A 25,231-nucleotide genomic window follows, 5' to 3' on the forward strand; every position below is an offset into this window, starting at 1 on the left:
GCCCTGGCACGAACGGCGGTGAAGGACGGATGGGCCACTACAAGAGCAACGTGCGCGACCTCGAGTTCAACCTCTTCGAGGTGTTCGAGGTACAGGACCACCTCGGAACGGGACCCTTCGAGGACGTCGACGTCGACACCGCCAAGGGCGTGCTGTCGGAGCTGTCGACCGTCTGCACCGGCCCGCTCGCCGAGCACTACGCCACGATCGACCGCAACCCGCCGGTCTTCCACCCCGAGGACCACACGGTCACCACCCCGCAGGAGCTCAAGGACGCCTACAAGGTCCTCTGGGACGGCGAATGGTGGCGCCTCGGCCTGCCGAACGAGCTGGGCGGCATGGGCATCCCGCCGTCCGTGCAGTGGGCCGCCGCCGAGCTGATGTGCGGCTCCAACCCGGCCATCTTCATGTACATGGCCGGCCCGAACTTCGCCTCGATCCTCCACGCGAACGGCAACGAGGAGCAGAAGCGCTGGGCCCAGCTGATGATCGACCGCGGCTGGGGCGCCACCATGGTGCTGACCGAGCCGGACGCGGGCTCCGACGTCGGCGCCGGCCGCACCAAGGCGATCCAGCAGGACGACGGCACCTGGCACATCGAGGGCGTGAAGCGCTTCATCACCTCGGCGGAGCAGGACTTCACCGAGAACATCATGCACCTGGTGCTGGCCCGCCCCGAGGGCGGAAAGCCGGGCACCAAGGGCCTGTCGCTGTTCCTGGTGCCGAAGTTCCACTTCGACAGCGGGACCGGCGAGCCGGGCGAGCGCAACGGCGCCTTCGTGACCAACGTCGAGCACAAGATGGGCCTCAAGGCCTCCACGACCTGCGAGCTGACCTTCGGGGCGCACGGCACCCCGGCCGTCGGCTGGCTGCTCGGCGACGTGCACGACGGCATCGCCCAGATGTTCCAGGTCATCGAGTACGCCCGGATGATGGTCGGCACCAAGGCCATCGGCACCCTGTCGACCGGCTACCTGAACGCGCTCGAGTTCGCCAAGGAGCGCGTCCAGGGCGCGGACCTGACGAAGATGACCGACAAGACCGCGCCGCGCGTCACGATCACCCACCACCCGGATGTGCGCCGCAGCCTGATGCTGCAGAAGGCGTACGCCGAGGGCATGCGCGCCGTCTACATCTACACCGCGACCTTCCAGGACCGGGTGCGCCTCGGCGACGAGGGCAGCGGGATCAGCACCGAGCTCGCGGAGAAGGTCAACGACCTGCTGCTGCCGATCGTGAAGGGCGTCGGCTCCGAGCGCGCCACCGAGCAGCTCGTGCAGTCGCTGCAGACCCTGGGCGGGTCGGGCTTCCTGCAGGACTACCCGATCGAGCAGTACATCCGGGACGCCAAGATCGACTCCCTCTACGAGGGCACCACCGCGATCCAGTCCCAGGACTTCCTGTTCCGCAAGATCGTCCGGGACAACGGCCAGGCGCTCGCGCACGTCGCGGGCGAGGTCCAGGCGTTCATCGACTCCGACGCGGGCAACGGCCGGCTCAAGGAGGAGCGCGAACTCCTGCGCACCGCGCTGACCGACGTGCAGGGGATGCTCGGCACGCTGACCGGCTACCTCTACGGCTCCACCAAGGACGTCACCGAGCTGTACAAGGTCGGCCAGCACACCGTGCGGCTACTGATGGCGGTCGGCGACCTGCTCGTCGGCTGGCTGCTGCTGCGCCAGGCCACCGTCGCGCTCGCCGCGCTGGGCACCGACGGCGTCTCCGCGAAGGACCGGGCCTTCTACGAGGGCAAGGTCGGCGTCGCGACCTTCTTCGCGAAGTCCGTGCTGCCCCGCCTGACCTCGGACAAGGCGATCATCGCGAACGCCGACAACGAGCTCATGGAGCTCGACGAGGCCTCGTTCTGATCCGGCCCCGATGACGAAGGGCCCCGGGCGCGGACTCCCCGCCCGGGGCCCTTCCTCGTCGCGCCCCTACTGCGCGATGTAGCTCTCCAGCTGCTCGCGCTCCTGCTCCAGCATGTCCATCCGGGCCTTGACCAGGTCGCCGATGGACACGATCCCGGCCAGCGCCCCGTCGACGATCACCGGCAGGTGCCGCACCCGGCGGTCGGTCATGACCCGGGCGAGGTCGCCGACGCCGTCGTCGGGCGAGCAGGTGACCACCTCGGTGGTCATCACCTCGGCCACCCGCGCGTCGAGCAGCGCGGCACCGTGGCTGTGCAGCCGGCGCACCACGTCCCGCTCGGAGACGATGCCGACCAGCCGGTCCCCGTCGACGACGGGCAGTGCGCCGAGGTTCCGCTCGGCGATCGCGCGCAGCACCTCGCCCATCGAGTCCTCCGGCGCCACGGTGCTGACCGCGCTGCCCTTGTTCCTCAGAACGTCCGCGATGCGCATGGGGTACCCCGATCCCTCGCTGTCCGACGGCTGGAGGGATCAGGGTACGAATGTGACCTGGCTCTCGTCATCCCCTGACGGGGACGATCACCGGATCAGCCGCCGCACTGCACGATCGGCTGAGGGTTGTACTTGACCGTCCGCGTCTTGCTGGTCGTCTCCCCGGTCTGCACGTTGCGCATGGTCCGGGTGTCGGTCGCGGTGAAGCCGGGAGAGCCCTTGCTGGCGCTGCACGGCTGGCCGGCCGGGATGTTGACGACCTGCGGCTGGGTCGGGTTCGTCCGCGGCCCGGTCGCCGAGGTGACCTCGTACATCTTCTGCCCGATGAACGAGACGGTGACGTTGCTGGGCGTCCACGCCGTGCGGATCAGCACCGGGGTCGGGCCGTCGTTGCGGAACTTGACGTCGATGAGGTCGTTGAAGACCGTCGCCTCGCGGGCCACCGGGTAGCGGCTGATGTAGTAGCTGTGCTCCTTGTGCTCGATGTCGGTCATGCCGGCGAAGTACGACGCGTTGTACAGCGTCGTCGCGAGCTGGGAGACACCGCCGCCGACGCCGCGCGCCGGGTGGCCGTCCTCGATGATGCCGGCCTCGACGTAGCCGTTGGCGGCGTTGCGGGGGTTGCTGACGCCGTTGAGGCTGAACGTCTCGCCGGGCTGCACGATCTGGCCGTTGATGGCCTCGGCGGCGCGCTTGATGTTCTGCCCCGAGTCGGCGGCGAACCCGCCGGTGGTGAACGTCGAGATCTCGGTGGCGTTGCCCAGCGACTCCAGGTCGGCCGTGGTGATCTCGGCCGGCTTGTTCGCGTAGACCGCCGCGACCGTGCGCTCGCCCTGGCCGGTGAGGATGGGCAGCACGTTCGCGAAGGTGGCGTCGTAGTCGATGCCGCGCCCGTCCTGCGACGGGACGACCCGCGGCGGCGTCGCGGCGAAGTCGAGCTGGGCGTCGACGCCGGGCTTCTCGGTGCCCGCCAGCTGCGGCTGCGCGATGTCCTCGAGGGTCTTGTTCGCGATCACCGGCTTCAGCTTCACGGGCCCCTCCGGGTCCGCGGTGAAGCTGAGCGCAGTCGTGATGTCCTCCGGGGTGATGGTCGCGTTCGCACCCTCACCGGTGATCGTCAGCGGGCCGGCGACGGCGGGCTTGGCGACCTCGTCGATGGCCTTCTGCACGTCGGCCGGGGTCGTGACGGCCTGCTCGACGATCAGCGGGAGCTGCACCGGCTCGCCGGAGGCCCACTGCTCCTCGACGACGCCGACGGCCGCGTCGACGTCGAGCTGCTGGCCGGGCTCCGGCGCGACCGGGGTCGGGGTGACTCCCTGCCACTCGACCGAGCCCTCCTTGGGCTCCTTCATGACCAGCGGGGCCATCTGCTCCAGCGCGGTGCGCACGGCGCGGTCGTCGGCGGAGTTGACCACCCCGACCTCGCGGGTGGTGAAGAACGAGGAGATCCGGGTGATCGGGTTCAGCGGCTGCTCGCCCGCCTCGTCGAGAGTGCGCGCGTAGTCGACCTGCAGGCCCGCGGCCTTCGGGTCGATCTCGGAGCTGACCTCACCGGCCTGGACCGGCACCGGCGCGGAGGAGCGGGGCTCGATCGCGGCCTGCAGCGTCTCGGTGGCCTGGGCGCGCGACATGCCGCCGATCTGCTGACCGGCGACGACGACGCCGCGCGGCACGCTGCCGGAGCTCAGCGCGAGGTCGCCGACGTAGCCGAGGACGAGCACACCGAGCGCGGCGGCCGCGACGATCAGTCCGACCGGGCGCTTGCGCTGCGGGCCGTCACCGCCCTCGCCGTCGCCGTGCCCGTCGCCGTCCCCACCACCGGGGCCGCCGGGCCCACCGGGGCCTCCCGGCCCATCCGGACCGGTCGCGCCCGCGGGGCCGGTCGCGCCGGCACCGAGGACCGCGGTGCCCGCGCCCGGGCCGCCGGTGTGGATGCGGGCGGTCTGCTCGGCGGCGCCGCCCGCGGGCGGCGTCGCGGCCGCGGCCGGGGTGACCCGGGGCAGGACCTGGGTGCGCTGCTCGCTGAGCGGGGCGACGCGGACGGTGTCCTGGTCCTGCCCCTCGGGGGTGGCGGGGACCGGGCGGGTCGCGTCCGGCGCACCGGCCGGCCGGGGGCCGGGCTGCGGCGCGGCGGGGCCCGCGGGGGCCGGGGCGCCGCCGGACGGCTGCGGGGCGGCCGTGCCGGACTCCGGGCGGGGCGGGGTCCCGGGCTGCTGCGGGGCACCGGCGTCCGGCCGCTGCGGCGCGGGGGGCTGCTGGTGCGGGGCGGGCGCAGGCGCGGCCGGACCGTCCGCGGTGGTCGCCTGCCCGACGACGGTGCGGGCCGCGGGGGACTCCGGCGGCGCCTGCTCGGCGGCCTCGGCCGGGTCGGCGGGACCGGACTCGGCGGCGGAGACCTCGGTGGCGCCCTGCGGCGCGGGAGTTCCCTGCGGCGCGGCGGGGGCGGCGGGGCCGGGCGAGGGACGGCGGGCGGGCATCACGGGGCGACCGGCACCGGCGGCGTCGCCGTTCTGCGGGTCTCCCGGCTCCGGCGCGGACGTCACCGGCTGCTCGTCCGCGTCGTCGGACGAGGGAGGACGCTCGGGCATGACGTGGGACTTCCTTTCCGCACTGCCATCGACTCTGTGATCGCGACCGGCGTCGTCGACTGCGTCGACACCGCTGTCGAACCGGGTGGGCCGCGGGTCCGTGCGGACCGGCGCGACCCGGGGGGTCAGAGGTAGAGACCGGTCCCGTGCTGGGTGGCCTCGGAGGCCACCGCGTGCAGGTCCCGCTCACGCATGACCAGGTGCCCGACGCCGGCGATCTCGACCTCGTACTGGTCCTCCGGGGCGAGCAGGACGCGGTCGCCGGCCTTCACCGTGCGCACGTGCTGTCCCACCCCGACCACCTCTCCCCAGACCAGACGCTTGGCGACCTGTGCGGTTGCCGGGATCACGATTCCGGCCGAGCTCCGTCGCTCGCCGGAACCCTCGACCCTCTTGATCATGACCCGGTCGTGGAGCATCTGGATCTCGAGTTTGGGCTCGGCCACCGGGCCGATGCTACGGGTGGGCCCTGACGCCCCCGGCGGCGCCCGGCACAGGCGACAGCATGCCCCGAACGTGGAACGCCCCGCGGCGCTACCGAGTCGGGGGTCGGGTGGCGCCGCGGGGCTCAGCAGGGGTTTCGCACCGGTACGACGACCTGTTACACCGCAAACAGTTTTCACTCGTCCGGAGCAGCGGGACTCAGGTGTTGGCGAGCAGGTACCGCCCGAAGTGCGGCACGGTGAAGGCGATCTGGCCGCGCTGGGCGGAGAACACCAGGCCCTTCTTGAGCAGGCTGTCGCGCGCCGGGGACAGCGACGACGCGCGCCGGTCCAGGTGCTTGGCCACCAGCGACGTCTCGACGGGGTGGTCCTCCCCGTCGGTCAGCTCGGCCATCGCCCGCAGGTACTCGCGCTCCGCGGGCGTCGCCCGCTCGAAGCGCGAGCCGAAGAAGCCGACCGCGAGCTCTGCCTCGGCCTCGGGGGCGGCCATCTCGACGTCCTTCACGCCGATCGGACTGGTCGGTGCGGCGTCCCAGGCGGCCTTGCCGTAGGCCTGCACGAAGTAGGGGTAGCCGCCCGAGCGGACGTAGAGGTCGTCGAGGGCCTCCTGGTCGAAGGCCGCCTCCTCGCGCTCGGCCGGGGCGATCAGCGCGAAGTCGGCGTCCTTGCGGTCCAGCCGGTCGATCCGCGAGTACTTGAACAACCGTTCCGAGTAGGACTTCGACGCCGACAGCACGGCGGGCAGGTGCGGCAGCCCCGCCCCGACGACGACGAGCGGCACCCGGGCCTGGGACAGCTCGTGGCAGGCGGCGCAGAGCGCGGAGACGTCCTCGGGCCGCAGGTCCTGCATCTCGTCGATCAGCAGCGCGATGCCGGAGCCGACGTCCTGGGCCAGCTCCGCGACCTCGGTGAACAGCTCGACGAGGTCGATCTCGATGTCGCCGGAGTCCGCGCGCCCGTTCTTCACCGGGACGTCGATGCCGGGCTGCCAGCGCTCCCGCAGCTTCGTGCCCTCGGGGGACGACCGCAGCGCGAACGCCTTGAGCACGCCCAGCACCTCGTCGATGCGCTCGGGGGCCCGGTGCCGGACGGCGAGGTCGCGGATCGCGCGGTGCAACGCAGCGGACAGCGGACGGCGCAGGTCGGCGTCCGGGCGGGCCTCGATCTTCCCGGCGCCCCAGCCGGCGTGCATCGCCATCGAGCGCAGCTCGCCGAGCAGCACCGTCTTGCCGACGCCGCGCAGCCCGGTGAGCACCAGGCTCCGCTCCGGGCGACCGCGGGCGACCCGCTCCAGGACGATCTCGAAGGCGTCCACCTCGCGGTCCCGGCCGGCCAGCTCCGGCGGGCGCTGCCCGGCACCGGGGGCGAACGGGTTGCGCACCGGGTCCATGCGAGGACGGTATCCGCCGCTCTTCGGAATTCCGTAGACGACGGCGGCGTGTCGCGGCCCCGCCACCCGTGCGGCCCAGCGACGACGTCGGTCACCCAGCGTGGTCGCGATGCCCGTCCGGGCCGGCTCCGGCGTCGCCCGTGCGGTCCGCCGCGAACGCACCGTGCGAGCGGGGCCGGTGAACGCCTGCGTTGTCGTCACGATCCGGTGGCCCGCGCCCGGCGACCTTCCGCGACCGCGGTTGACCAGCAACACTTCGAGGCGTGCACCACCCTGTCGCACGTGACTACGCCCGGGAGGAGAGCGCTGTGGGCCGACACCGCGGACGGCACCGCGCCGACCGGATGCATCACTCGACGCTGCGGATGAAGCCGATCACGCTGCGTCGCCGACGGCTGGAGAGCCTGCGCAGCCTGCTCGCAGGAGCGCGCCCCGGCTGGTGAGAAGGACGGCGGGGGCGACCCCCGAACGCCCCCGCCGTCCACCACCCCGACCCGGACCTGCCGCGCCCGGCCGTCGCACCCCCGGTGCCGCCGTCGCACCCTCCGCACGGGGTGCGGAGACCGCGTGCGGGGTGCGCCGGGAGACCACGCACCGCGAGGCCCGGTGACGGGTCAGGTGCGGTCGGGGCCGTCCACGACCTCGCCGTCGACGACCGGGCCGGTGCCCGCGGCGGGACCGGTGATGCGCGGGTACGCGGTCGCCGGGCGCGGCTCGGTGACGGTCTCCCCCTCGACCACGGTAGCGCCGTAGCGGATCCGCGCGGTGCGCAGGCTCGGTGCGGCCCGCTCGGCGGCGTTCACCATGCGACGCCGGACCAGGGCCCGCGTCGGGGGGAACACCAGGGCGAGACCGAGCACATCGGTGATCAGGCCCGGCAGGAAGATGAGGATGCCACCGGCGGCGACGAGCAGCCCGTCGGTCGCCTCCTCGTGCGCCAGCTTCCCGCGCTGCACGGCGGTGGCGAGCGCGCGGGCGGCGCGGACGCCCTCCCGGCGGGCGAGCAGGAGTCCGACCACGGACCCGGCGAGCAGGACCAGCAGGGTCCAGCCCAGTCCGATCCACGCGATCAGCCCGGCGAGCGCGACGATCTCGAGCACGACGTAGAGCAGCACGAACGGCATGCCCGTACAACGCACGGGCATGCCGTTCTGCTCCCGGATCGCCCGAATTCCCCGGATCGACCCCCCGGGCCCTCGGATGATCTCCCCAGGTCACCAGGTGAAGGCGACCCCGGGGTCGTGCAGCAGCGCGCCGACGTCGGCGAGGAACCGCGAGCCCTCGGCCCCGTCGACGAGGCGGTGGTCGAACGACAGCGCCAGCCGGCACACGGTGCGCACGGCCAGCTCGCCGTCGACGACCCAGGGGGCGGGCTTGATCGACCCCACCGCGAGGATCGCGGCCTCGCCGGGGTTGATGATCGGCGTCCCGGTGTCGACGCCGAGCACGCCGACGTTGGTGATCGTGAACGTGCCCCCGACCAGGTCGGCCGGGGCGGTCCGGCCCGCCCGGGCGGTGTCGGTGAGCGTCGTGAGCGCGTCGGCCATGCCGCGCAGGGTGAGCGTGTCCGCGTCGCGGATCTTGGGGACGACGAGACCACGCGGCGTCGCGGCGGCGATGCCGAGCTGGACGCGGGCGTAGTAGACGATCTCGCCGGCGCGCTCGTCCCAGCTGGCGTTGACCGCCGGGGTCCGGGCGGCGGCGAGGCAGGCGGCCTTCGCGACGAACGCCAGCGGGGTCAGCTTGACCCCGGCGAACTCGCGCGAGGCCCGCAGCCGGTCGCGCAGGGCCATCATCTCGGTGACGTCGACGTCGAGGAACTCGGTGACGTGCGGCGCGGTGAACGCACTCGCGACCATCGCCGCGGCGGTGGCCTTGCGGACACCGCGGATGGGCTCACGCCGGTCCTCGGTGGGCCGGGCGGTGGTCGTGCCCGGTCCGGCGGCGGTACCCGGCCCGGCGGCGAGCCCCGGGTCGCCGGGGCCCGAGCCGTCCGGCGCGGCACCCGAGGTCGCGGCGCCGGCGAGATCCCCGGCAGCGGCACCCCCCGCGGCGAGACCACCGGCAGCGGCACCCGCCGCGGCGGGACCCCCGGCGACCGGCGACCCGGCGGACGTGCCGGCAGTGCCCGCTCCGGCGCCCCGGCCGTCGGCCGCAGCGCCGTTCCCGGCACCCGTGAGCCCGGCCCCCGACGCGGCGGCGTGCACGTCCTCCCGGGTGATCCGGCCGTCCCGCCCGGTCCCCGTCACCGCCCGCAGGTCGACGCCGAGCTCCCGTGCGAGCAGCCGGACCGGCGGCGGAGCGAGCGGGACCTGGGCGGCACGCGGTCCGACCGCGTCGCCCCCGGCCCGGCCGTCGGAGCCCCCGGCCCGGCCGTCCGAGCCCCCGGTCTGCCCGTCGGAGCCCCCGGTCTGCCCGTCGGAGCCCCCGGCTCCCGGGTCGGCTCCGGTGGACGTCCCGGTAGCGGCCTGCTCCGGCGACCCGAGCGACTGCTGGGGCGACGGGACGGGGGCCGCGCCCGGCCCCGGGGCGTCCGGGCCCCCGGCGACGGGGTCCCCCGCGGCGACGGACCCGGCCGGCGCAGCGGAGGCGGTGGGCTCGCGCCGGGGCCGTCGCCGGGCGGAGCCCTGCCGCGGCCCGTACCCGACGAGCGTCGCGATCCGTCCGTCCCTGCCCGCCTCACCGATCTTCGCTCCGGTGTCGGCGCCGGCGTCGGGCGCGGACCCACCGGTGTCGATCGCGATGATCGGCGTCCCCACCGCGACGGTCGCACCCGGCTCGGCCAGCAGCTCGCCGACCGTCCCGGCCCACGGTGAGGGCAGCTCCACGGCCGCCTTCGCCGTCTCGATCTCCACGATCACGTCGTTCACCGCGACCGTGTCCCCGGGCGCCACCCGCCAGGTGACGATCTCGGCCTCGGTCAGCCCCTCGCCGACGTCGGGCAACTTGAAGTGCTCACGCATGTGCTCGTCCTCACCAGGCCAGGGAACGGTCGACGGCGTCGAGCACCCGGTCCAGGTCCGGCAGGTACTCCTCCTCCAGCCGCGACGGCGGGTAGGGCGTGTCGAAACCGGTCACGCGGAGCACCGGCGCCTCCAGCGAGAAGAAGCACTCCTGCTGGATCCGGGCGGCGACCTCGGAGGTCACCGACGACTCCGCGGGCGCCTCGGACACCACGACCAGCCGACCGGTGCGGCGCACCGAGTCCGCGACCGGGCCGAGGTCGAGCGGGGACAGCGACCGCAGGTCGACCACCTCGAGCTCGCGGCCCTCCTCGGCGGCCGCGGCGGCCGCGTCGAGGCAGGTCTTCACCATCGGCCCGTAGGTGGCGACGGTCAGCGTCGAGCCCGGCCGCACCACCCGCGACGCGTGCAGCGGGTACGCCGACGCCAGGTCGGCGCCGTCGAGCTCGCCCTTCTCCCAGTACCGGCGCTTCGGCTCGAAGAAGATCACCGGGTCGTCGGAGAGGATGGCCTGCTGGATCATCCAGTGCGCGTCCGACGGGGTCGAGCAGGTGACCACCTTCAGGCCCGCGACGTGCGCGAACAGCGACTCGGGCGACTCGGAGTGGTGCTCGACGGCACCGATCCCGCCGCCGTAGGGGATCCGGACGACAACCGGCACCGGCACCCGGCCCTGGGTCCGGTACCGCAGCTTCGCCAGCTGGGACACGATCTGGTCGTAGCCGGGGAAGACGAACCCGTCGAACTGGATCTCGCAGACCGGCCGGAAGCCGCGCACCGCGAGCCCGATCGCGGCGCCGATGATCCCGGACTCCGACAGCGGGGTGTCGAGCACGCGCTGCTCGCCGAAGTCCTTCTGCAGCCCGTCGGTGATACGGAAGACGCCGCCGAGCCGGCCGACGTCCTCACCCATGACCAGCACCTTGGGGTCGCGCTCCATCGCGGCACGCAGGCCGTCGTTGAGCGCCTTCGCCATCGTGGTCGGCACGGCTCAGTCCTCCTGGTCCGCGAACGACGCGTGGTAGGCCAGGAACTCCTCGCGCTGGCGCTCCACCGTCGGCGACGCCTCGGCGTAGACCTGGGAGAACATCCGCTCCGGACCGGGCTGGGGCATCGCCCGGCAGAACGCCCGCATCCGCTCGCCGAGCTCGTCGGCCTCGGCCTCGACGGCGTCGAAGAAGTCGGCGCCGACGCCGTGCCGGCGGGCCAGGTGCACCCGGACCCGCTCGATCGGGTCCTTGAGCTTCCACAGCTCGACCTCGTCGGCGAGCCGGTAGCGGGTCGCGTCGTCGGAGGTGGTGTGGGAGTCCATCCGGTAGGTGAACGCCTCGATCAGCACCGGGCCGTTGCCGGTGCGGCACTCGTCGAGCGCCCAGCGGGTGACGGCGAGGCTGGCGAGGACGTCGTTGCCGTCCACCCGGACGCCGGGGAAGCCGTAACCGCGGGCGCGCTGGTAGAGCGGCACCCGGGTCTGGCGCTCGGCCGGCACCGAGATCGCCCACTGGTTGTTCTGGCAGAAGAAGACCAGCGGCGCGTCGTAGGCGGCGGCCCAGACGAAGCCCTCGTGGACGTCGCCCTGGCTCGTGGCGCCGTCGCCGAAGTAGCAGATGGTGGCCTCTCCGGTGTCACCGTCGGCGGAGCCGACCCCAGCGGCACCGCCGCCGACCTTCGACTCGAAGCGCTGGCCCATCGCGTACCCGGCGGCGTTGAGGCACTGGTTGCCGATGACGATCGTGTACGGGTGGAACCGGGTCGCGACCGGGTCCCAGGTGCCGTGGTCGGTGCCGCGGAAGATGCCGAGCAGCTCGGTCGGGTCGACCCCGCGGCACCAGGCGACGCCGTGCTCGCGGTAGCTGGGGAAACACATGTCCTCGGGTGCGAGCGCGCGGCCGGAGCCGACCTGCGCGGCCTCCTGGCCGAGCAGCGGCACCCAGAGGCCGAGCTCGCCCTGGCGCTGCAGGGAGTTCCCCTCGCGGTCGGCCCGCCGGACCAGGACGAGGTCGCGGTAGAGCGACTGCAGGTCCTCGGCGGTGATGTCGGCGGCGTAGCGGTCGAAGCGCTCGTCGGGCACCCGCTCGCCCTCGGGGGTGAGCAGCTGGACGAGCTCCGGCCCGCCCTCGTCGACGCCCTTCAGCCCGGCGACGACCTGGTCGTGGCTGGGCCGGGATCGCGGATCGGTCGGTATCCACGCCTGGGGTACGTCCACGGCAGACCTCCTCGGTCGCACCGGGCGGGGTCACGCCCGGGAGCGTCGGCTCCGGGCCCGTGCGGGTGGTGCGGGCCCCGGGACGCGCAGGCGCGTCGCCGCCGATCCTGGCACGTCACCGGCCCCGAGGAGAACCGGTGCCCCGCAGGTCGACGGGTGGACGACGGACCGTCGGACGTCCACAGACGACGGTCCCGGCACCCGGCCGGGACCGCCGCGGGAGCCTGTCAGGCGCCGTGCGGACGCTCCGGGTCCGGCGGCGGGAACGCCGGGGGCTGCTGCGGGGTGCGCTGCGTCGGCGCGTCCGCACCGCCCGCCGGGTACGGCGGGTTCCCGGCGGCCGGGCGGCCCGGGGCGGGCGGGGTGGTGCCCGGCGCGCCGTAGCCGTAGCCGGGCTGCGGGATGCCCGCCGCGTCCTTCGCCTTGCGCGCGGCCCCGGCGATCTGGTTCGTGTACTTGCCCTTGGTCTGCTTGTCGACGAACTGGGCGGCGGAGTCGAGGGCCTTGCCCGCCTTGTCCGGGTTGGACCGGGCGTAGCGGCGGGCGGCCTCGACCGCTCCTGCCAGAACGGTGAGTCTGCGGAACAGCGACATCGTCGAGGACCTCCGTGACGAATGCGGCACCGCGTCGGACCGCGGCGCTGGGTCGTCGCACCAACAGTAGGCGAACGGGCACGGACCGGCGCGGCGTTCCACCGGCGTGCGACGAGCACGTAACGGATCGACCGTGCGGGCGGCGGTGACCCGTCGGCAAGTGGCAGGATCCCCGCCGTTCGACCCCGCCTCACCTGGAAGGCAACCGCATGACGACCGCGAGGACCCGCAGCGTCCGCTCCCTGACCGGATCGCACTGTCCGCACTGACCGCACTGGTCCTGACCGGCTGTGGCGCCGGCGGCGACGGCAGCGGGGGAGGCGGCTCCGCCGAGGACACCGGCACCGATGCTCCGATCCCGGCCGTCGCCAAGGACGACCGGCTCGCCGCGATGGTGCCGGCCGAGGTGCGGCAGGACGGCACGTGGGTCGTCGGCACCGACCCGACCTACCCGCCGAACGAGTTCACCGCACCCGACGGCACCACGATCATCGGGATGGAGGTCGACCTCGGCAACGCCATCGCCCAGAAGCTGGGGCTGACCGCGAAGTTCGAGCAGAGCCAGTTCTCCGGGATCATCCCGGGCATCACCGGCGGCCGCTACGAGGCCGGCATCTCGTCGTTCACCATCAACGACGAGCGCACCAAGGTGCTCGACATGGTCGGCTACTTCTCCGCGGGCACCAGCCTCGCCACCCGCAAGGGCAACCCGGACGGGATCGACCCGAACGACCTCTGCGGCAAGGCCGTCGGCGTCCAGCAGGGCACCGTGCAGGTCGAGGACGTGCAGGCCCGCACCACGAAGTGCACCGACGAGGGCAAGCCGGCCATCCAGGTGACCGAGCTGCAGGCCCAGACCGACGTGACGCTCGCGCTGAACTCGAACCGGATCGTCGCGATGCTCGCCGACTCCCCGGTCGCGGCCTACGCGCAGACCACCACGAACGGCGCCGTCGAGGTCGTCGGGCAGCCCTACGACACCGCCCCGTACGGCGTCGCGCTGAAGAAGAACGACGGCCAGTACGCCCAGGCAGTGCAGGGCGCCGTCCAGTCGCTGATCGACGACGGCACCTACACGAAGATCCTCGACAAGTGGAACGTCGCCAACGGCGCCATCGCCACGTCCTCGATCAACGGTGGCTGAGCCGGCGACCACCGGCGCCCGCCCCGAGCCCCGCGACGCGGTCGCCGTCCGGCACCCCGGACGGTGGGTCGCGATCGCGGTGCTCGCGGTCCTGGGCGCGATGCTGGTCAACACCCTGCTGACCAATGAGAACTTCGGGTGGCCGATCGTCGCCCAGTACCTGTTCTCCGCGCCGGTGCTGAACGGCTTGGCGAACACCCTCGTGCTCACCGTGATGTCGATGCTGATCGGCATCGTCGGCGGCGTCGGGCTGGCCGTCATGCGGCTCTCGCCGAACCCGGTGCTGTCCGGGGTGGCCGGGGTGTACCTGTGGCTGTTCCGCGGTACCCCGCTGATCGCCCAGCTGCTGTTCTGGAGCTTCCTGTCGGCGCTCTACCCGAACCTGTCGCTGGGCATCCCGTTCGGCCCGGAGTTCGTCGTGTTCGACACGAACTCACTGATCACGCCGTTCCTGGCGTGCCTGCTGGGCCTCGGGCTGAACGAGGCCGCCTACATGGCCGAGATCGTGCGCGGCGGCATCCAGTCGGTCGACCAGGGCCAGAGCGAGGCCGCCGGGGCGCTCGGCATGACCCGCGCCCAGACGCTGCGCCGGGTGGTGCTCCCGCAGGCGATGCGGGTGATCATCCCGCCGACCGGCAACGAGACCATCGGCATGCTGAAGACGACGTCGCTGGTCGTCGTCATCGGCTACACCGAGCTGCTCACCTCGGTGCAGCGGATCTACTCGACGAACTTCCAGACCATCCCGCTGCTGATCGTGGCCGCGGCCTGGTACCTGCTGCTGACCTCGCTGCTCACCGCCGGTCAGCGGGTCATCGAACGCCGCTACGGCCGCGGAGTCGCCGGTGCCGTCACCGAGGCGACCCCGCTGGTGCGGCTGTTCTCGTTCCGGACGGGAGGGAAGACCTCGTGACCCCGATGGTCCGCGCCGAGACGGTCGGCAAGAGCTTCGGCGACGTCGAGGTGCTCCGCGGCGTCGACCTCGTCGTCGAGCCCGGGCAGGTCTGCTGCGTGATCGGGCCGTCCGGCTCGGGCAAGTCCACGCTGCTGCGCTGCATCAACCACCTCGAGACGATCGACACCGGGCGGCTCTGGGTGGGCGGCGAGCTCATGGGTCTGCGCGAGGAGAACGGGAGGCTGTACCGGCTGCGCGACTCCGCGCTCGGCAGGCAGCGCCGCGAGATCGGCATGGTGTTCCAGCGCTTCAACCTGTTCCCGCACCGCACCGCGGCGGAGAACGTGATGGAGGCACCGGTCGTCGTCCGCCGGGAGTCCCGCGCGACCGCACGGAAGCGGGCCGTGGAGCTGCTCGGCCGGGTCGGGCTGGCCGACCGGGCCGACGCCTACCCCGCGCAGCTGTCCGGCGGGCAGCAGCAGCGCGTGGCGATCGCCAGGGCGCTGGCCATGCAGCCGAAGCTGATGCTGTTCGACGAGCCGACCTCGGCGCTCGACCCGGAGCTGGTCGGCGAGGTGCTCGACGTGATGCGCGAGCTGGCCCGCGAGGGCATGACGATGATCGTCGTGACCCACGAGATGGGTTTCGCCCGCGAGGTCGGCGACGCGCTGGTATTCATGGACGACGGCCGGATCGTCGAGTCGGGCGACCCGCGCGCGGTGCTCTCCGCCCCGCAGGAGGAGCGCACCCGCGCGTTCCTGTCGAAGGTGCTCTAACCGCGGGGGATGCGCCCCATCAGGAAGAACTCCGGGTTGGGGCGCAGCGCGGTCAGGTGCGCGAGCCGGTTCGACATCGCGAACAGCGCGGTGATCGCGCCGACGTCCCAGATCTCGTCCTCGGACAGCCCCGCGGCGCGGGCGTCGTCGAGGTCGGCCTCGGTGAGCGCCTCGGAGTTCCGGGCGACCAGCAGGGCCAGGTCGACGATCGCGCGCTCGCGCTCCGACAGCTCGACGGCGTAGGGGTTGGTCGCGACGCGGTCGGCGATCTCCGGGTCCTTGTAGCGGACCCGGAGGATCGCGCCGTGCGCGACGACGCAGTAGGTGCAGTTGTTCGCCCCCGAGGTGGCGACGACGACCAGCTCGCGCTCGGCCTTGGACAGTCCGTCGTCGGAGTCCATCAGCGCGTCGTGGTAGTCCAGGAACGCCCGCAGCTCCCGTGGGCGCCGCCCCAGTGCGCGGAACACGTTCGGGACGACCCCGACCGCTCCGCGATCGCGCCGATCCGCTCCGCCAGGTCCGGCGGGAGCCCGTCGGGGTCGACGTGCCCGAACCTGCTCACCTCGTGCTGTGCCATGCCGCGGACGCTAGCCGTCCGGGCCGTCAACCGGGAGCGGCGACGCCGGTCCGGTAGGCCCACACCACGGTCTGCAGCCGGTCCCGGGTCCCGATCTTCGCCATCGCCCGGCCCAGGTGCGACTTGACCGTGGACGTCTCGACGACCAGCTCGTCGGCGATCTCGGCGTTGGACAGCCCGCGGGCCAGCATCCGCACGATCTCGGTCTCGCGCGGGGTCAGCGGCGCGACCCCGCCGTCGGGCGCGGCGTCCGGGGCCGGGCGGCGACGCGCGAACTCGGCGATCACCCGGCGGGTGACGGTCTGGTCGATCAGCCCGTCGCCGCGGGCGAGGCGGCGGACGGCGTCGACGAGGTCGTCGGGGTGGGTGTCCTTCAGGACGAACCCGCTCGCGCCCGCCTCCAGCGCGCCGAACACGTAGTCGTCGAGGTCGAAGGTGGTGACGACGAGGACCGCCGGGACCGGGTCGTCGAGGCCGGTGATCTCCCGGGTCGCGACGAGCCCGTTGCCGCCGGGCATCCGGACGTCCATGCAGACGACGTCGGGCCGGTGTGCGCGCACCAGCGCGACGGCCTCCGGCCCGCTCGACGCCTCGCCGACGACCTCGACGTCACCGGCCAGCTCCAGGAACATCCGGAACCCGGCCCGGACCACCGCCTGGTCGTCGGCCAGCACCACCCTGATCACGCGCGTCCCCCTCCGGTCTCCGGGCCGGGATCGTGCGGGACGACCAGGCGGACCCGCCAGCCGTCGTCGCCGGTCCGGCCCGCCTCGAACTCACCCCCGACCAGCTGCGCCCGCTCACGCATCCCGGCCAGCCCGAACCCACGGGTGCCCGGCGCGCTGCCGGACTCCGGCGGGGTGCCGCGCGCGGGCCCGTTCACCACCTCGACGGCGACCCGGCCGTCGGCGTGGGTCACGGTCACCCGGACCGGGGCGCCGGCGGCGTGCTCACGGGCGTTGGCCAGTGCCTCCTGCACCACCCGGTAGCAGGTGACGTCGGCGACCGGGGACGGCTCGCCCGGGTCCCCGCGCCGGACCAGCTCCACCGGCCCGCCCAGCTCCCGGGCCTGTTCCACGAGCCCGTCGAGCTCGGCGAGGCCGGGGACCGGGGCGTCGGCCTCGGCGCCGCCCGCGCCCGGCTCCCGCAGCGCCCCGACGACCAGACGCAGGTCGTGCAGGGTCCGGCGACCCTGTTCCCGCAGCCGGGACGCCGTCCGGCGCGCCTCGTCCGGGTCCCGGTCCACCAGCCGCTCGACCACCGCGGCCTGCACGACCATCGCCGACAGGTGGTGCGCGGCGACGTCGTGCAGCTCGCGGGCCATCCGCGCCCGCTCCCGGGCGACGGCGGCGTCCGCCCGCTCCCGGTACGCCGCGACGACACCGGCCGTGTGCACCCGGTCGAGCTCGGCGTAGCGACGCCGGGTCCGCAGGTACACGCCCAGCAGCAGCGGGCCGCCGTAGACCAGGACCGCCGACAGCACCTGGGCGACGACCAGCCCGGCCGCGCCGAGCAGTGCACCGTCGGCCGGTCGCACCGCGATCCCGGTGAGCACCACGGTGGTCTCGACGACCGCCGCCGCGCCGACCAGGGCACCGGCCCGTCGCGTCGGGAGCCGGGACCCGCAGGTGCCGGCCGCGACCGCCGTCGCCGGGCCCCGCAGGGCCGCACCCACCGGCAGCAGGACGACGTTCACCAGCTCCAGGCCGACCGTCAGCGCCAGGCAGACCGCCGGGGCGGTGCGGCGCAGCGCCAGCAGCAGGTTCGCCGCGGTCACCACCCCCAGGGCCAGCGCCGCCGTGCCCGGCGCCAGGCCCAGCTCCGCGGCCGGGCCCGGTGCCAGTACCACCGGGGTGACCACCGCGAGCGTCCCGGCCGCGACGAGCACGGCCAGCGCGGCGTCGCGGCGTCGCGGTCCGGCCAGGCCGAGCGCGGTGAGCCGGGCGTCGAGCCGGTCCGCGCCCGTGCGGGGCGGCGGTTCGGGGTGCGGGTGCATGGGGTCTCCGGCCTCGGGTGGGGTGATCGTAGGGCTCAGTAGGTGAGGCTCGGCAGCAGCAGGCCCGCCACGACCGCCACCACCGCGACGCCGGTCAGCGCGACCAGCAGCAGCACCCGGCCGGTCACCGGCCACCCGCCGGCCCGGGCGCGCAGCGCGGTGACCACCCCGGCCGCCGCGACGGGCACGCCCGCCAGCCCGATCCACTGGAGCACCTGGAGCCCGCGCAGGACCGGGAGCGGCACGTCGCCCAGCGACGCGATCGCGAGCACCGAGACCACCCAGCCCGCGAGCGCGACGAGCGCGGCCACCGCCGCCGCCCGGGTGAGGCCGTGCAGGACCCGGTCGGTCCGCGGCCGGCCCGCGACGACGACGCCGTACCGGCGCCGCCACAGCGCCCCCGCGGGCCGGGCGACCAGTGCGCCGAGCAGCACCACGACCGAACCGGCCAGCACCGTGCCGAGGAGCCCCGCGTCGCGCAGCGGGCCGACCGGCAGCTCGGTGAACGCCGCGTCGTGGCCCAGCGCGGTGACCCGGCCGTCGGCGTCGGTGCGCACGGTCAGCAGCCGCTGGCCGCCGACCTCCCGCCACAGCCCGGGCCGGACCTCGGCGTAGGCGGCCGGACGGACGTCGTTCGGGGCGGGGGAGACCAGCAGCGTGCCGTCCGGACGGGCCGCGACCCGCATCTGCCCCATCAGGTTCATCGCGCCCATGAAGGTGCTCGCCGACCGGCGCGCCGACTCGTAGGTGCCCGCGATCGCGGCGGCCCGGGCCGGGGTGCCGGCGTCCGGGGCGGGCGCCGGGCCCGCCGTGCCGGGCAGGTAGCGGTCGGTGAACCCCTCGGTCACCGCGCGCCGCAGCTCCAGCGTGTCCGCGCCGCCACGCCCGCTGCTGTTCGTCGTGACGAACACGCCGATCCGCTCGGCCGGATACAACTGCAGGTGCGAGTGGAACCACTGGGTGTCGCCGCCGTGGCCGAGGACGAGGTGGCCGTTGCGGCTCTCGTCGAACAGGCCGGGTGCCATCCGCGGCCCGTCGGCGAGCGCGCCGAGGGTGTCCGGGCCCAGCGCCGGACGCTGCATCAGCGCCCACGCGGCGGGGGAGAGCAGTGGGGTCGAACCGGGCGCGCCGAGCAGGGCCGAGGCGAACCGGCCCATGTCGGTGGCCGACGCGCTGAGCGACCCGGCCGGGGCCGGGCTGACGAACTCGAACGGTGCCGGCGGGGCGTCGACGCTGGTGTAGCCCTCCGACATCGCCCCGGCGGCGGCCGCGGGCAGCGGCTGGTCGAAGGTCGCGGTCGTCATGCCGGCACGGTCGAGCACCTCGCGCTGCACGTAGCGCTCGAAGGGCTCCCCGGTGACCCGCTCGACGACGTACCCGGCCAGGCCGTAGCCGTAGTTGGAGTACGACGGCACGGTGCCGGGGGTGCCGACCTGCTCGGGCGGGTCGGTGGCGAGGAACTCCCGCAGCGACGGGCCGCCCGGCGCGGTGCGGATGAGGCCGCGGATCTGCTCCTCGAAGCCCGCGGTGTGGCTCAGCAGGTTCCGCAGGGTCACCGGGCCCCGGGGCATCGGCACGTCGATGTCGAGGTAGCGGCGGACGTCGGCGTCGAGGTCGACCAGGCCGCGGTCGGCGAGCTGCAGCACGGCGACCGCGGTGGCCACCTTCGACACCGACCCGACCCGGAACAGCGTCCGGTCGGGGTCGACCGGCCTGCCCGGCCCGGCCGAGCCGTAGCCGCGGGTGGCGAGGACCTGCCCGTCGCGGACGACGGTGACCGCGGCCCCGGCGATGCCGGTCCGGTCGAGCGCGGCGGGGACGAGGCCGTCCAGCCAGGCGCCGACGTCGGCGGGGCCGAGCGGGGCGGTCGGGACGGCCGCCCGCGGAGCCGGGTCGGGGGCCGGCGCGGACGGGGCCGCGCAGCCGCCGACCAGGGCCGCGACCAGCACGACGAGCAGGGCGACGGCGGCGGGGCGACGGCGGGGCGGGCCGCCGGTCCGGCGTGCGGTGATCATGCCGTCGAGCCTCGCGGGAACGGGTCCCCGGCACATCGGGCGCAGGTCGGCACCGCGGCCTACGACCTCCGACGGAGACCGCCCTTCCCCGCGCGAGGCCCGATCCGGGACCATGTCGCGCCATGGGAGTCCCGGAGCAGGTCCGCACGCAGCTCGCGACCTGGTGCACCGAGCAGGTACCCGACGGTGAGAGCGACCGGCGCCGGATCGCCTACACCACGGCCGGCAGCACCGTCACGATCCTCGACCGGCGGCCGCCCGCGTTCCCGGAACTGGGTGCGGCGTGGTCGTCGACGGCGCTGGCGCAGCTGCGGGCCGACGACCCCGGGCCGGGCAGCTGGACGCTGTACCGCGTCGCCGACCCCGCCTCGGGGCAGCGCTGGCAGCCGGCGGGGCCGCCGGACACCGACCCGTTCGTGCTGCTCGCGCAGGTCGCCGACGGGATCCGCGCGAGCAGCTGACGCTCAGTCCTCCCGGCCGCCCGTGACGGCCGGGCGCGGGCCCGGGGCCATCGCCGACGGCGTCGACGGGCGGGACGGCTCGTCGTCGCGCGGTGCCGGGTCCGACCCGCGCGGGGCCGGGCGCGGTGCGGGCACCGGCGTCTCGACCGCCTCGTGGGCGGTGACCGGTCCGGCCTGCGCCGGGACGGCGACCGGGACCTCCGGGGCCGTACGGGCGGCGGGCACCGACGACAGCGGCGGGACGACCGGGACCGCGGGGTCCGGCCGCACGGCGGCGGTGCGGTCCCCGGTGCCGCGCAGGAACCGCGCCGAGGCCTGGTTCAGCACCTCGAGCAGGGTCGTCCCGGACGAGGCGGCCCGCGGCTCGTCCCCGACGACGGCGAGCATCCGCGGCGCCGCCGCGGTCAGCAGCAGCCCGTCGGCCTGCATCGCACCCGCACCCAGCACGACCACCAGGTCGGCGGTGTCCGCCGGGGGCAGCGTGCCGAGGACGTAGTCGACGGGCTCGGAGACGACCAGGCCGAAGCCCGGGACGCCGCGGCCGGCGTCGGCCGCCCAGGTCTCGGCGAGCTGTGGGTGGGTCCCGGCGAGCTCGCCGAGCAGCCGGTCCAGCTCGTCCCGGTCGGCGACCTCGCGCCGGGCGCGGTCGAGCTCCTCGCACGCGTCGGTGTAGGCCTGCGGGTCGTGCGCCCGCAGCGCCGCGACGACGGCCTCGTGCTCCGGGGCCCGTGCCCCGTCGGGCACCCGGTCGGCGCAGGTGGCGGCCAGGCGCTCCAGCTCGTCGGCGGCCTCGGCGGGGTCGCCGTGCTCGTCGTAGTCGACGATCGCGCGGGCGACCCGCTCCGCGGCGGCCAGGTCCGGCACCGAGACCGGGGAGTCCTGCTGCAGGAACAGCACGTCGTGGCGGAGCGCGCCGACCGACCGTGCGGTCGCCGCCACCCGGTCCAGGGTGTCGGTGAGCGCGGGCAGCTCGGAGGGGTCCCGCGGGATCGGCAGCCCCAGCATCGAGCACAGCCGCGCGATCTCGTCGTCGCGGCGGGTCAGGTCGAGGTGGTGGACGATCGCGACCACGTGGTCGTGGTTCTGCGGGGTCTCACCGGCGACGCGGAAGCGGCGCAGGTGCGGCTCGGCGTCCTTCTGCTCCTGCGGGCGGAGGTAGGACCGGGTCCGGCCGCCGGAGTCGAGGAAGTCCAGGTAGCGGCGGATCACGTCGGCGCCGCCCTGGGGCAGCGGCTCCACGATCTCGATCGCGGGGCCTGCGGCGTAGCGGGCGCGGTCGTCGCGCTGGCGGGCGGAGTGCCCCTGGAGCGCCTCGAACTCGGCGCGCAGGCCCTGGTGGACCAGGCGGCCGACGACCTCGCGCAGCCGGTCGGCGTCCGGGGCCGCGGTGATGGTCTCCAGCGAGCGCAGCACGCAGCGGGCGACCTGGGTGACGGCGCCGCGCCGGTCGGCGTCGAGGTCGCGCAGCAGGCCGGGGACGATCCGGGCCTCACCGGTCTCGGCCCCGGCCACGACCCGTCCGGCCCGCTCGCAGCAGCCCGCGACGTCGGCCGGGTCGGGCATGCCGTCGACGTCGGGGAGCTGCTGGCCGCGCCGGGCGGTGCGGTCGGCGCCGACCCGGGCGAGCAGGCGGCGCAGCCGCTGCAGCTCGGGGACCGGCAGCTCCGGGAACGACGTGGCGACGCGGCCCGCGACGCTCGCCGGCAGCGCGTCGTGCACCGCGGCGACGCGCTCGGCGGGCGCACCGGTCAGCAGGACGCGCATGCCGTAGCCGGTCAGCTCGGCCAGCGCCCTGGCGAGCTCGCCGGGGCTGGTGTCGGAGAGCACGACGAGCGGCTCCTCGGCCACCACGCCGAGCAACGTCGACGGGTGGGCGGGGTCCTCCTCGGGGCGCGGCGGGGCCGCGGCCCCCAGCGCGGTCGACAGGGTCCGCAGACCGGCGGGCACCCGGCCGGCGCGTACGTCGCCCGTGATCCGCGCCGCCGCCGTCCGCGGTGCCGCTCCGCCGCGGCCGGCCGACGCCAGCCGTTCGACGAACGCGACGAGCGCGTCGATGTCCGTGTCCTCGGACACCCGGACGTCCAGCATCTCGCCTCACACCTCCGCCGTACCTGTGTCGTCGCCCCGGGGACGACGTTCACGGTGTGTATCGCCGTGGACGGCCCGGTGTTCCGCCTCCGCCGCGACTTTCCGGCCGGGACCGGTCGGCCACCGTCACGAGGAGCGACGGAGCCGGGTCCCTTTCGGGGCACACGGCGGGTGCGGGTTCATCCACTCGGACGTCCCCGGTTCCCCGCGACAGGCTACCTGCTGGGGCGCCACGCTGGGCCGATCTCGTCGACACCGTGCCACGACGCCCCCTCCAGCACCCTCCGCCGTCCACAGTGGGTTGCCGAGTTCGTCCGGGCACTACTCCATCGGAGTGAAATGCCCGAGTCAGCAGCAGCGGGCGGACGGGACGCGGTCCTGACGGTCGGTCCGCTTCCGCCAGAACTCGCGCTCGCCCAGCACCGGGGCACCCGGATGGTGGGCCGCCCGATGGGCGAGGTACCGCTCGTAGTCGCGCTCCCCGGCGAGCTCGCGCAGGAACGTCCAGAACGCCCGGACCCGGCTCATCCGGAGCCCCCGGCCCGCGCGAGCTCGCGCTCCTCGCGGGTGGCGACGAGTCCGGCCGGCGCCTGGATCCGGGACTCGACGTACGGGTCCTCGGAGCCGCCGGGCAGCGGGCGTCCGCGCAGCGCGGCGACCCACACCCGGACCGAGTCGGCCAGCACGATGACGATGAGCACCGCGAACAGCGCGGTGAGCACGGTGTCGACGGTCGTGTTCACGACGACCTTCTCCATCGCCTCGACGGTCGTGGCGGTGCCCAGGCTGGTCTTGCCGGCGTCGAGCGCGGCCTGGTACTGGTCGCGCTGGGCCCAGAACCCGAGCTTGGGGTTGTCGGAGAAGATCTTCTGGTAGCTCGCGGTCAGCGTGACGACGGCGTCGAACACCAGCGGCACGAGCGTGATCGGTGCGTAGCGGGCCCGGCCGGTGCGGATCAGCAGCGTCGTGCAGACGGCCAGCGCGACCGCCGCGAGCAGCTGGTTCGCGATGCCGAAGAGCGGGAAGAGCTGGTAGATCCCGCCCAGCGGGTCGTTGACGCCGGCGTAGAGCAGGTAGCCCCAGGCCCCGACGATGACCGCGCTGCAGATCCAGGCACCCGGGCGCCAGCCCGTGTCGCGGAAGCGCGGCCAGACGTTGCCGACCGTGTCCTGCAGGATGAAGCGCCCGACGCGGGTGCCGGCGTCCACCGTGGTGAGGATGAACAGCGCCTCGAACATGATCGCGAAGTGGTACCAGAAGGCCCGCATCGCGTCGCCGCCGAAGACCTGGGAGAACACCGTCGACAGTCCGACGGCCAGCGTCGGCGCCCCGCCGGAGCGCCCGACCAGGGTCTGCTCCTCCACGGCCTGCGCGGCCGCGGTCAGGTCGGCGGGGGAGATCGTGAACCCGATCTGCTGCACCGCGGCGGAGGCGGACTCGACCGTCGGCCCGAGCACCGTCGCGGGCATGTTCATCGCGAAGTAGAGGCCGGGGTCGAGGATGCAGGCCGCGGCCAGCGCCATGATCGCGACGAAGGACTCGGTGAGCATCGCGCCGTAGCCGATGACCCGGATCTGGGACTCCTTCTGGATCAGCTTCGGCGTCGTGCCCGAGGCGACCAGGGCGTGGAACCCGGACAGCGCACCGCAGGCGATGGTGATGAAGACGAACGGGAACAGCGAGCCCGCCGCGACCGGGCCCTGCCCGTCGGAGGCGAACCGGGTCAGCGCGTCCATCTGCAGCGACGGCCAGGCCAGCAGGATCGAGGCCGCGAGCAGCACGACCACGCCGACCTTCATGAACGACGACAGGTAGTCGCGCGACGCGAGCAGCATCCAGACCGGCAGCACCGAGGCGGCGAAGCCGTAGACCACCAGCGCGAGGGTCAGCTGGTTCGCGGTCAGGTGGAAGACCTCGCCCCAGGACGAGTTCTGCACCCAGCCGCCGCCGACGATGGCCAGCAGCATCAGCGCGACGCCGACCACCGAGACCTCGATGATCTTCCCCGGTCGCAGGTAGCGCAGGTAGAAGCCCATGAACAGGGCGATCGGGATCGTCATCGCGAGCGAGAACGTGCCCCACGGCGAGTCGGCCAGGGCCTGCACGACGACCAGCGCCAGCACCGCCAGCAGGATCACCATGATCGCGAGGACGGCGACGATGGCCGCCGTACCGCCGACCGGCCCGATCTCCTCGCGGGCCATCTGGCCGAGGCTGCGCCCGCTGCGACGGGTGGAGAAGAACAGCGTGACCATGTCCTGGACCGCGCCCGCGAACACGACGCCGACGATGATCCAGATCGTGCCGGGCAGGTAGCCCATCTGCGCCGCGAGCACCGGACCGACCAGCGGGCCCGCACCGGCGATGGCCGCGAAGTGGTGGCCGAACAGCACCCGGCGGTCGGTGGGCTGGAAGTCCTGCCCGTCGTCGAGGCGCTCGGCCGGGGTGGCACGGGTGTCGTCCACGCGCAGCGCGCGGTGGGCGATGAAGCGGGAGTAGAAGCGGTAGGCGATCGCGTAGGAAGCGACCGCGGCGAACACCAGCCAGGCCGCGGAGATCTCCTCGCCGCGGGTGAACGCGACGATCGACCAGGCGATCGCCCCCACCACCGCCACCGCGACCCAGATCGCGATCTGCCTCGGGTCGCGACGACGGGCCGTGCCCGTCCCCCCGGCCCCTGGCTCTCCCGGTCGCTCCGTCGTGACCATGCCGCCCCCTGCTCGTGCACCGTGCGTG

At 74.3% G+C, this 25,231-nt stretch carries 21 protein-coding genes and 1 pseudogene; 6 read left to right on the plus strand and 16 right to left on the minus strand.

Annotated elements, in window-relative coordinates:
* The first annotated feature begins 29 nt into the window (after positions 1-29).
* Positions 30-1,868 (plus strand): acyl-CoA dehydrogenase, encoded by a 1,839-nt coding sequence (locus MTO91_RS26395; RefSeq protein ID WP_476653147.1) that lies wholly within the window; start codon positions 30-32, stop codon positions 1,866-1,868.
* A gap of 66 nt (positions 1,869-1,934) precedes the next feature.
* Here the strand turns inward: MTO91_RS26395 and MTO91_RS26400 are convergent, their stop codons facing one another.
* The 4 genes from MTO91_RS26400 to MTO91_RS26415 form a co-directional block, all read right to left on the minus strand.
* Complete coding sequence (locus MTO91_RS26400; RefSeq protein WP_251783360.1) at positions 1,935-2,360, minus strand: CBS domain-containing protein; 426 nt, start codon at positions 2,358-2,360, stop codon at positions 1,935-1,937.
* Between the two features lie 95 nt (positions 2,361-2,455).
* Positions 2,456-4,948: a VanW family protein gene (locus MTO91_RS26405; protein WP_476653148.1), complete on the minus strand. Its 2,493-nt coding sequence runs from the start codon at positions 4,946-4,948 to the stop codon at positions 2,456-2,458.
* Positions 4,949-5,073: 125 nt separating this feature from the next.
* On the minus strand, positions 5,074-5,394 hold the full coding sequence (locus MTO91_RS26410) for a GroES family chaperonin (protein WP_043276256.1): 321 nt from the start codon (positions 5,392-5,394) through the stop codon (positions 5,074-5,076).
* Between the two features lie 196 nt (positions 5,395-5,590).
* Complete coding sequence (locus tag MTO91_RS26415) at positions 5,591-6,781, minus strand: ATP-binding protein (protein WP_476653150.1); 1,191 nt, start codon at positions 6,779-6,781, stop codon at positions 5,591-5,593.
* A 308-nt stretch (positions 6,782-7,089) separates the two neighbouring features.
* On the opposite strand from MTO91_RS26415, the gene MTO91_RS26420 reads away from it, so the two are divergent.
* Complete coding sequence (locus tag MTO91_RS26420) at positions 7,090-7,224, plus strand: hypothetical protein (RefSeq protein ID WP_255497807.1); 135 nt, start codon at positions 7,090-7,092, stop codon at positions 7,222-7,224.
* A gap of 171 nt (positions 7,225-7,395) precedes the next feature.
* Here the strand turns inward: MTO91_RS26420 and MTO91_RS26425 are convergent, their stop codons facing one another.
* The 5 genes from MTO91_RS26425 to MTO91_RS26445 all read right to left on the minus strand — a co-directional run bounded on the left by MTO91_RS26425 (position 7,396) and on the right by MTO91_RS26445 (position 12,543).
* Entirely contained in the window at positions 7,396-7,926 is a 531-nt protein-coding gene (locus MTO91_RS26425) for an FxsA family protein (RefSeq protein ID WP_476653152.1), read from the minus strand.
* 69 nt (positions 7,927-7,995) lie between these two features.
* Entirely contained in the window at positions 7,996-9,744 is a 1,749-nt protein-coding gene (locus MTO91_RS26430; protein WP_476653154.1) for a dihydrolipoamide acetyltransferase family protein, read from the minus strand.
* Between the two features lie 10 nt (positions 9,745-9,754).
* Positions 9,755-10,720, minus strand: coding sequence for an alpha-ketoacid dehydrogenase subunit beta (locus MTO91_RS26435; protein WP_405421646.1), 966 nt, complete (start codon positions 10,718-10,720; stop codon positions 9,755-9,757).
* 15 nt (positions 10,721-10,735) lie between these two features.
* Positions 10,736-11,950, minus strand: a complete 1,215-nt coding sequence (gene pdhA, locus MTO91_RS26440) for a pyruvate dehydrogenase (acetyl-transferring) E1 component subunit alpha (protein ID WP_476653156.1) — start codon at positions 11,948-11,950, stop codon at positions 10,736-10,738.
* Between the two features lie 227 nt (positions 11,951-12,177).
* Entirely contained in the window at positions 12,178-12,543 is a 366-nt protein-coding gene (locus tag MTO91_RS26445; protein WP_073576094.1) for an antitoxin, read from the minus strand.
* 160 nt (positions 12,544-12,703) lie between these two features.
* Between MTO91_RS26445 and MTO91_RS26450 the strand changes: the two genes are divergently transcribed.
* The 3 genes from MTO91_RS26450 to MTO91_RS26460 are packed head-to-tail and all read left to right on the plus strand — an operon-like array spanning position 12,704 to position 15,358.
* Positions 12,704-13,687: an ABC transporter substrate-binding protein gene (locus MTO91_RS26450; protein ID WP_476653157.1), complete on the plus strand. Its 984-nt coding sequence runs from the start codon at positions 12,704-12,706 to the stop codon at positions 13,685-13,687.
* Positions 13,680-14,600, plus strand: coding sequence for an amino acid ABC transporter permease (locus MTO91_RS26455; RefSeq protein WP_405420829.1), 921 nt, complete (start codon positions 13,680-13,682; stop codon positions 14,598-14,600). The genes MTO91_RS26450 and MTO91_RS26455 overlap by 8 nt, the downstream gene beginning before the upstream one ends.
* Positions 14,597-15,358, plus strand: a complete 762-nt coding sequence (locus MTO91_RS26460; protein WP_405420828.1) for an amino acid ABC transporter ATP-binding protein — start codon at positions 14,597-14,599, stop codon at positions 15,356-15,358. Before MTO91_RS26455 ends, MTO91_RS26460 begins: the two co-directional genes overlap by 4 nt.
* On the opposite strand, the pseudogene MTO91_RS26465 reads toward MTO91_RS26460, so the two are convergent.
* The 4 genes and pseudogenes from MTO91_RS26465 to MTO91_RS26480 form a co-directional block, all read right to left on the minus strand.
* A pseudogene (locus tag MTO91_RS26465) lies at positions 15,355-15,935 on the minus strand (peroxidase-related enzyme). The gene MTO91_RS26460 and the pseudogene MTO91_RS26465 overlap by 4 nt on opposite strands.
* Before the next feature lie 26 nt (positions 15,936-15,961).
* Positions 15,962-16,621 (minus strand): response regulator transcription factor, encoded by a 660-nt coding sequence (locus MTO91_RS26470; protein ID WP_073576097.1) that lies wholly within the window; start codon positions 16,619-16,621, stop codon positions 15,962-15,964.
* Positions 16,618-17,931 (minus strand): sensor histidine kinase, encoded by a 1,314-nt coding sequence (locus tag MTO91_RS26475; RefSeq protein ID WP_476653159.1) that lies wholly within the window; start codon positions 17,929-17,931, stop codon positions 16,618-16,620. Before MTO91_RS26475 ends, MTO91_RS26470 begins: the two co-directional genes overlap by 4 nt.
* 35 nt (positions 17,932-17,966) lie before the next feature.
* Positions 17,967-19,946 carry a serine hydrolase domain-containing protein gene (locus tag MTO91_RS26480; protein ID WP_476653161.1) on the minus strand — a complete coding sequence of 660 codons (1,980 nt, stop codon included), beginning with the start codon at positions 19,944-19,946 and terminating at the stop codon, positions 17,967-17,969.
* Positions 19,947-20,068: 122 nt separating this feature from the next.
* Here MTO91_RS26480 and MTO91_RS26485 point away from each other — a divergent pair, with 122 nt between their 5' ends.
* Complete coding sequence (locus MTO91_RS26485; protein ID WP_405420820.1) at positions 20,069-20,407, plus strand: DUF3024 domain-containing protein; 339 nt, start codon at positions 20,069-20,071, stop codon at positions 20,405-20,407.
* Between the two features lie 3 nt (positions 20,408-20,410).
* On the opposite strand, the gene MTO91_RS26490 is transcribed toward MTO91_RS26485, so the two are convergent.
* From MTO91_RS26490 to MTO91_RS26500, 3 genes are all read right to left on the minus strand, one after another.
* Positions 20,411-22,495, minus strand: a complete 2,085-nt coding sequence (locus MTO91_RS26490) for a hypothetical protein (RefSeq protein WP_476653162.1) — start codon at positions 22,493-22,495, stop codon at positions 20,411-20,413.
* 348 nt (positions 22,496-22,843) lie between these two features.
* On the minus strand, positions 22,844-23,023 hold the full coding sequence (locus MTO91_RS26495; protein WP_476653164.1) for a YbdD/YjiX family protein: 180 nt from the start codon (positions 23,021-23,023) through the stop codon (positions 22,844-22,846).
* Entirely contained in the window at positions 23,020-25,203 is a 2,184-nt protein-coding gene (locus tag MTO91_RS26500) for a carbon starvation CstA family protein (RefSeq protein WP_476653166.1), read from the minus strand. Before MTO91_RS26500 ends, MTO91_RS26495 begins: the two co-directional genes overlap by 4 nt.
* Positions 25,204-25,231 lie beyond the last annotated feature (28 nt).

The organism is Pseudonocardia sp. 2-7 (assembly GCF_056341085.1).

Excerpts from the sequence above, each read along its gene's own strand:
- MTO91_RS26495 (WP_476653164.1), bottom strand. The coding sequence starts at position 23,023 with ATGAGCCGGGTCCGGGCGTTCTGGACGTTCCTGCGCGAGCTCGCCGGG.
- MTO91_RS26500 (WP_476653166.1), bottom strand. The coding sequence starts at position 25,203 with ATGGTCACGACGGAGCGACCGGGAGAGCCAGGGGCCGGGGGGACGGGC.
- MTO91_RS26405 (WP_476653148.1), bottom strand. The coding sequence starts at position 4,948 with ATGCCCGAGCGTCCTCCCTCGTCCGACGACGCGGACGAGCAGCCGGTG.
- MTO91_RS26490 (WP_476653162.1), bottom strand. The coding sequence starts at position 22,495 with ATGCTGGACGTCCGGGTGTCCGAGGACACGGACATCGACGCGCTCGTC.
- MTO91_RS26480 (WP_476653161.1), bottom strand. The coding sequence starts at position 19,946 with ATGATCACCGCACGCCGGACCGGCGGCCCGCCCCGCCGTCGCCCCGCC.
- MTO91_RS26400 (WP_251783360.1), bottom strand. The coding sequence starts at position 2,360 with ATGCGCATCGCGGACGTTCTGAGGAACAAGGGCAGCGCGGTCAGCACC.
- MTO91_RS26435 (WP_405421646.1), bottom strand. The coding sequence starts at position 10,720 with ATGGCGAAGGCGCTCAACGACGGCCTGCGTGCCGCGATGGAGCGCGAC.
- MTO91_RS26415 (WP_476653150.1), bottom strand. The coding sequence starts at position 6,781 with ATGGACCCGGTGCGCAACCCGTTCGCCCCCGGTGCCGGGCAGCGCCCG.
- MTO91_RS26445 (WP_073576094.1), bottom strand. The coding sequence starts at position 12,543 with ATGTCGCTGTTCCGCAGACTCACCGTTCTGGCAGGAGCGGTCGAGGCC.
- MTO91_RS26485 (WP_405420820.1), top strand. The coding sequence starts at position 20,069 with ATGGGAGTCCCGGAGCAGGTCCGCACGCAGCTCGCGACCTGGTGCACC.
- MTO91_RS26395 (WP_476653147.1), top strand. The coding sequence starts at position 30 with ATGGGCCACTACAAGAGCAACGTGCGCGACCTCGAGTTCAACCTCTTC.
- MTO91_RS26430 (WP_476653154.1), bottom strand. The coding sequence starts at position 9,744 with ATGCGTGAGCACTTCAAGTTGCCCGACGTCGGCGAGGGGCTGACCGAG.
- MTO91_RS26425 (WP_476653152.1), bottom strand. The coding sequence starts at position 7,926 with ATGCCCGTGCGTTGTACGGGCATGCCGTTCGTGCTGCTCTACGTCGTG.
- MTO91_RS26475 (WP_476653159.1), bottom strand. The coding sequence starts at position 17,931 with ATGCACCCGCACCCCGAACCGCCGCCCCGCACGGGCGCGGACCGGCTC.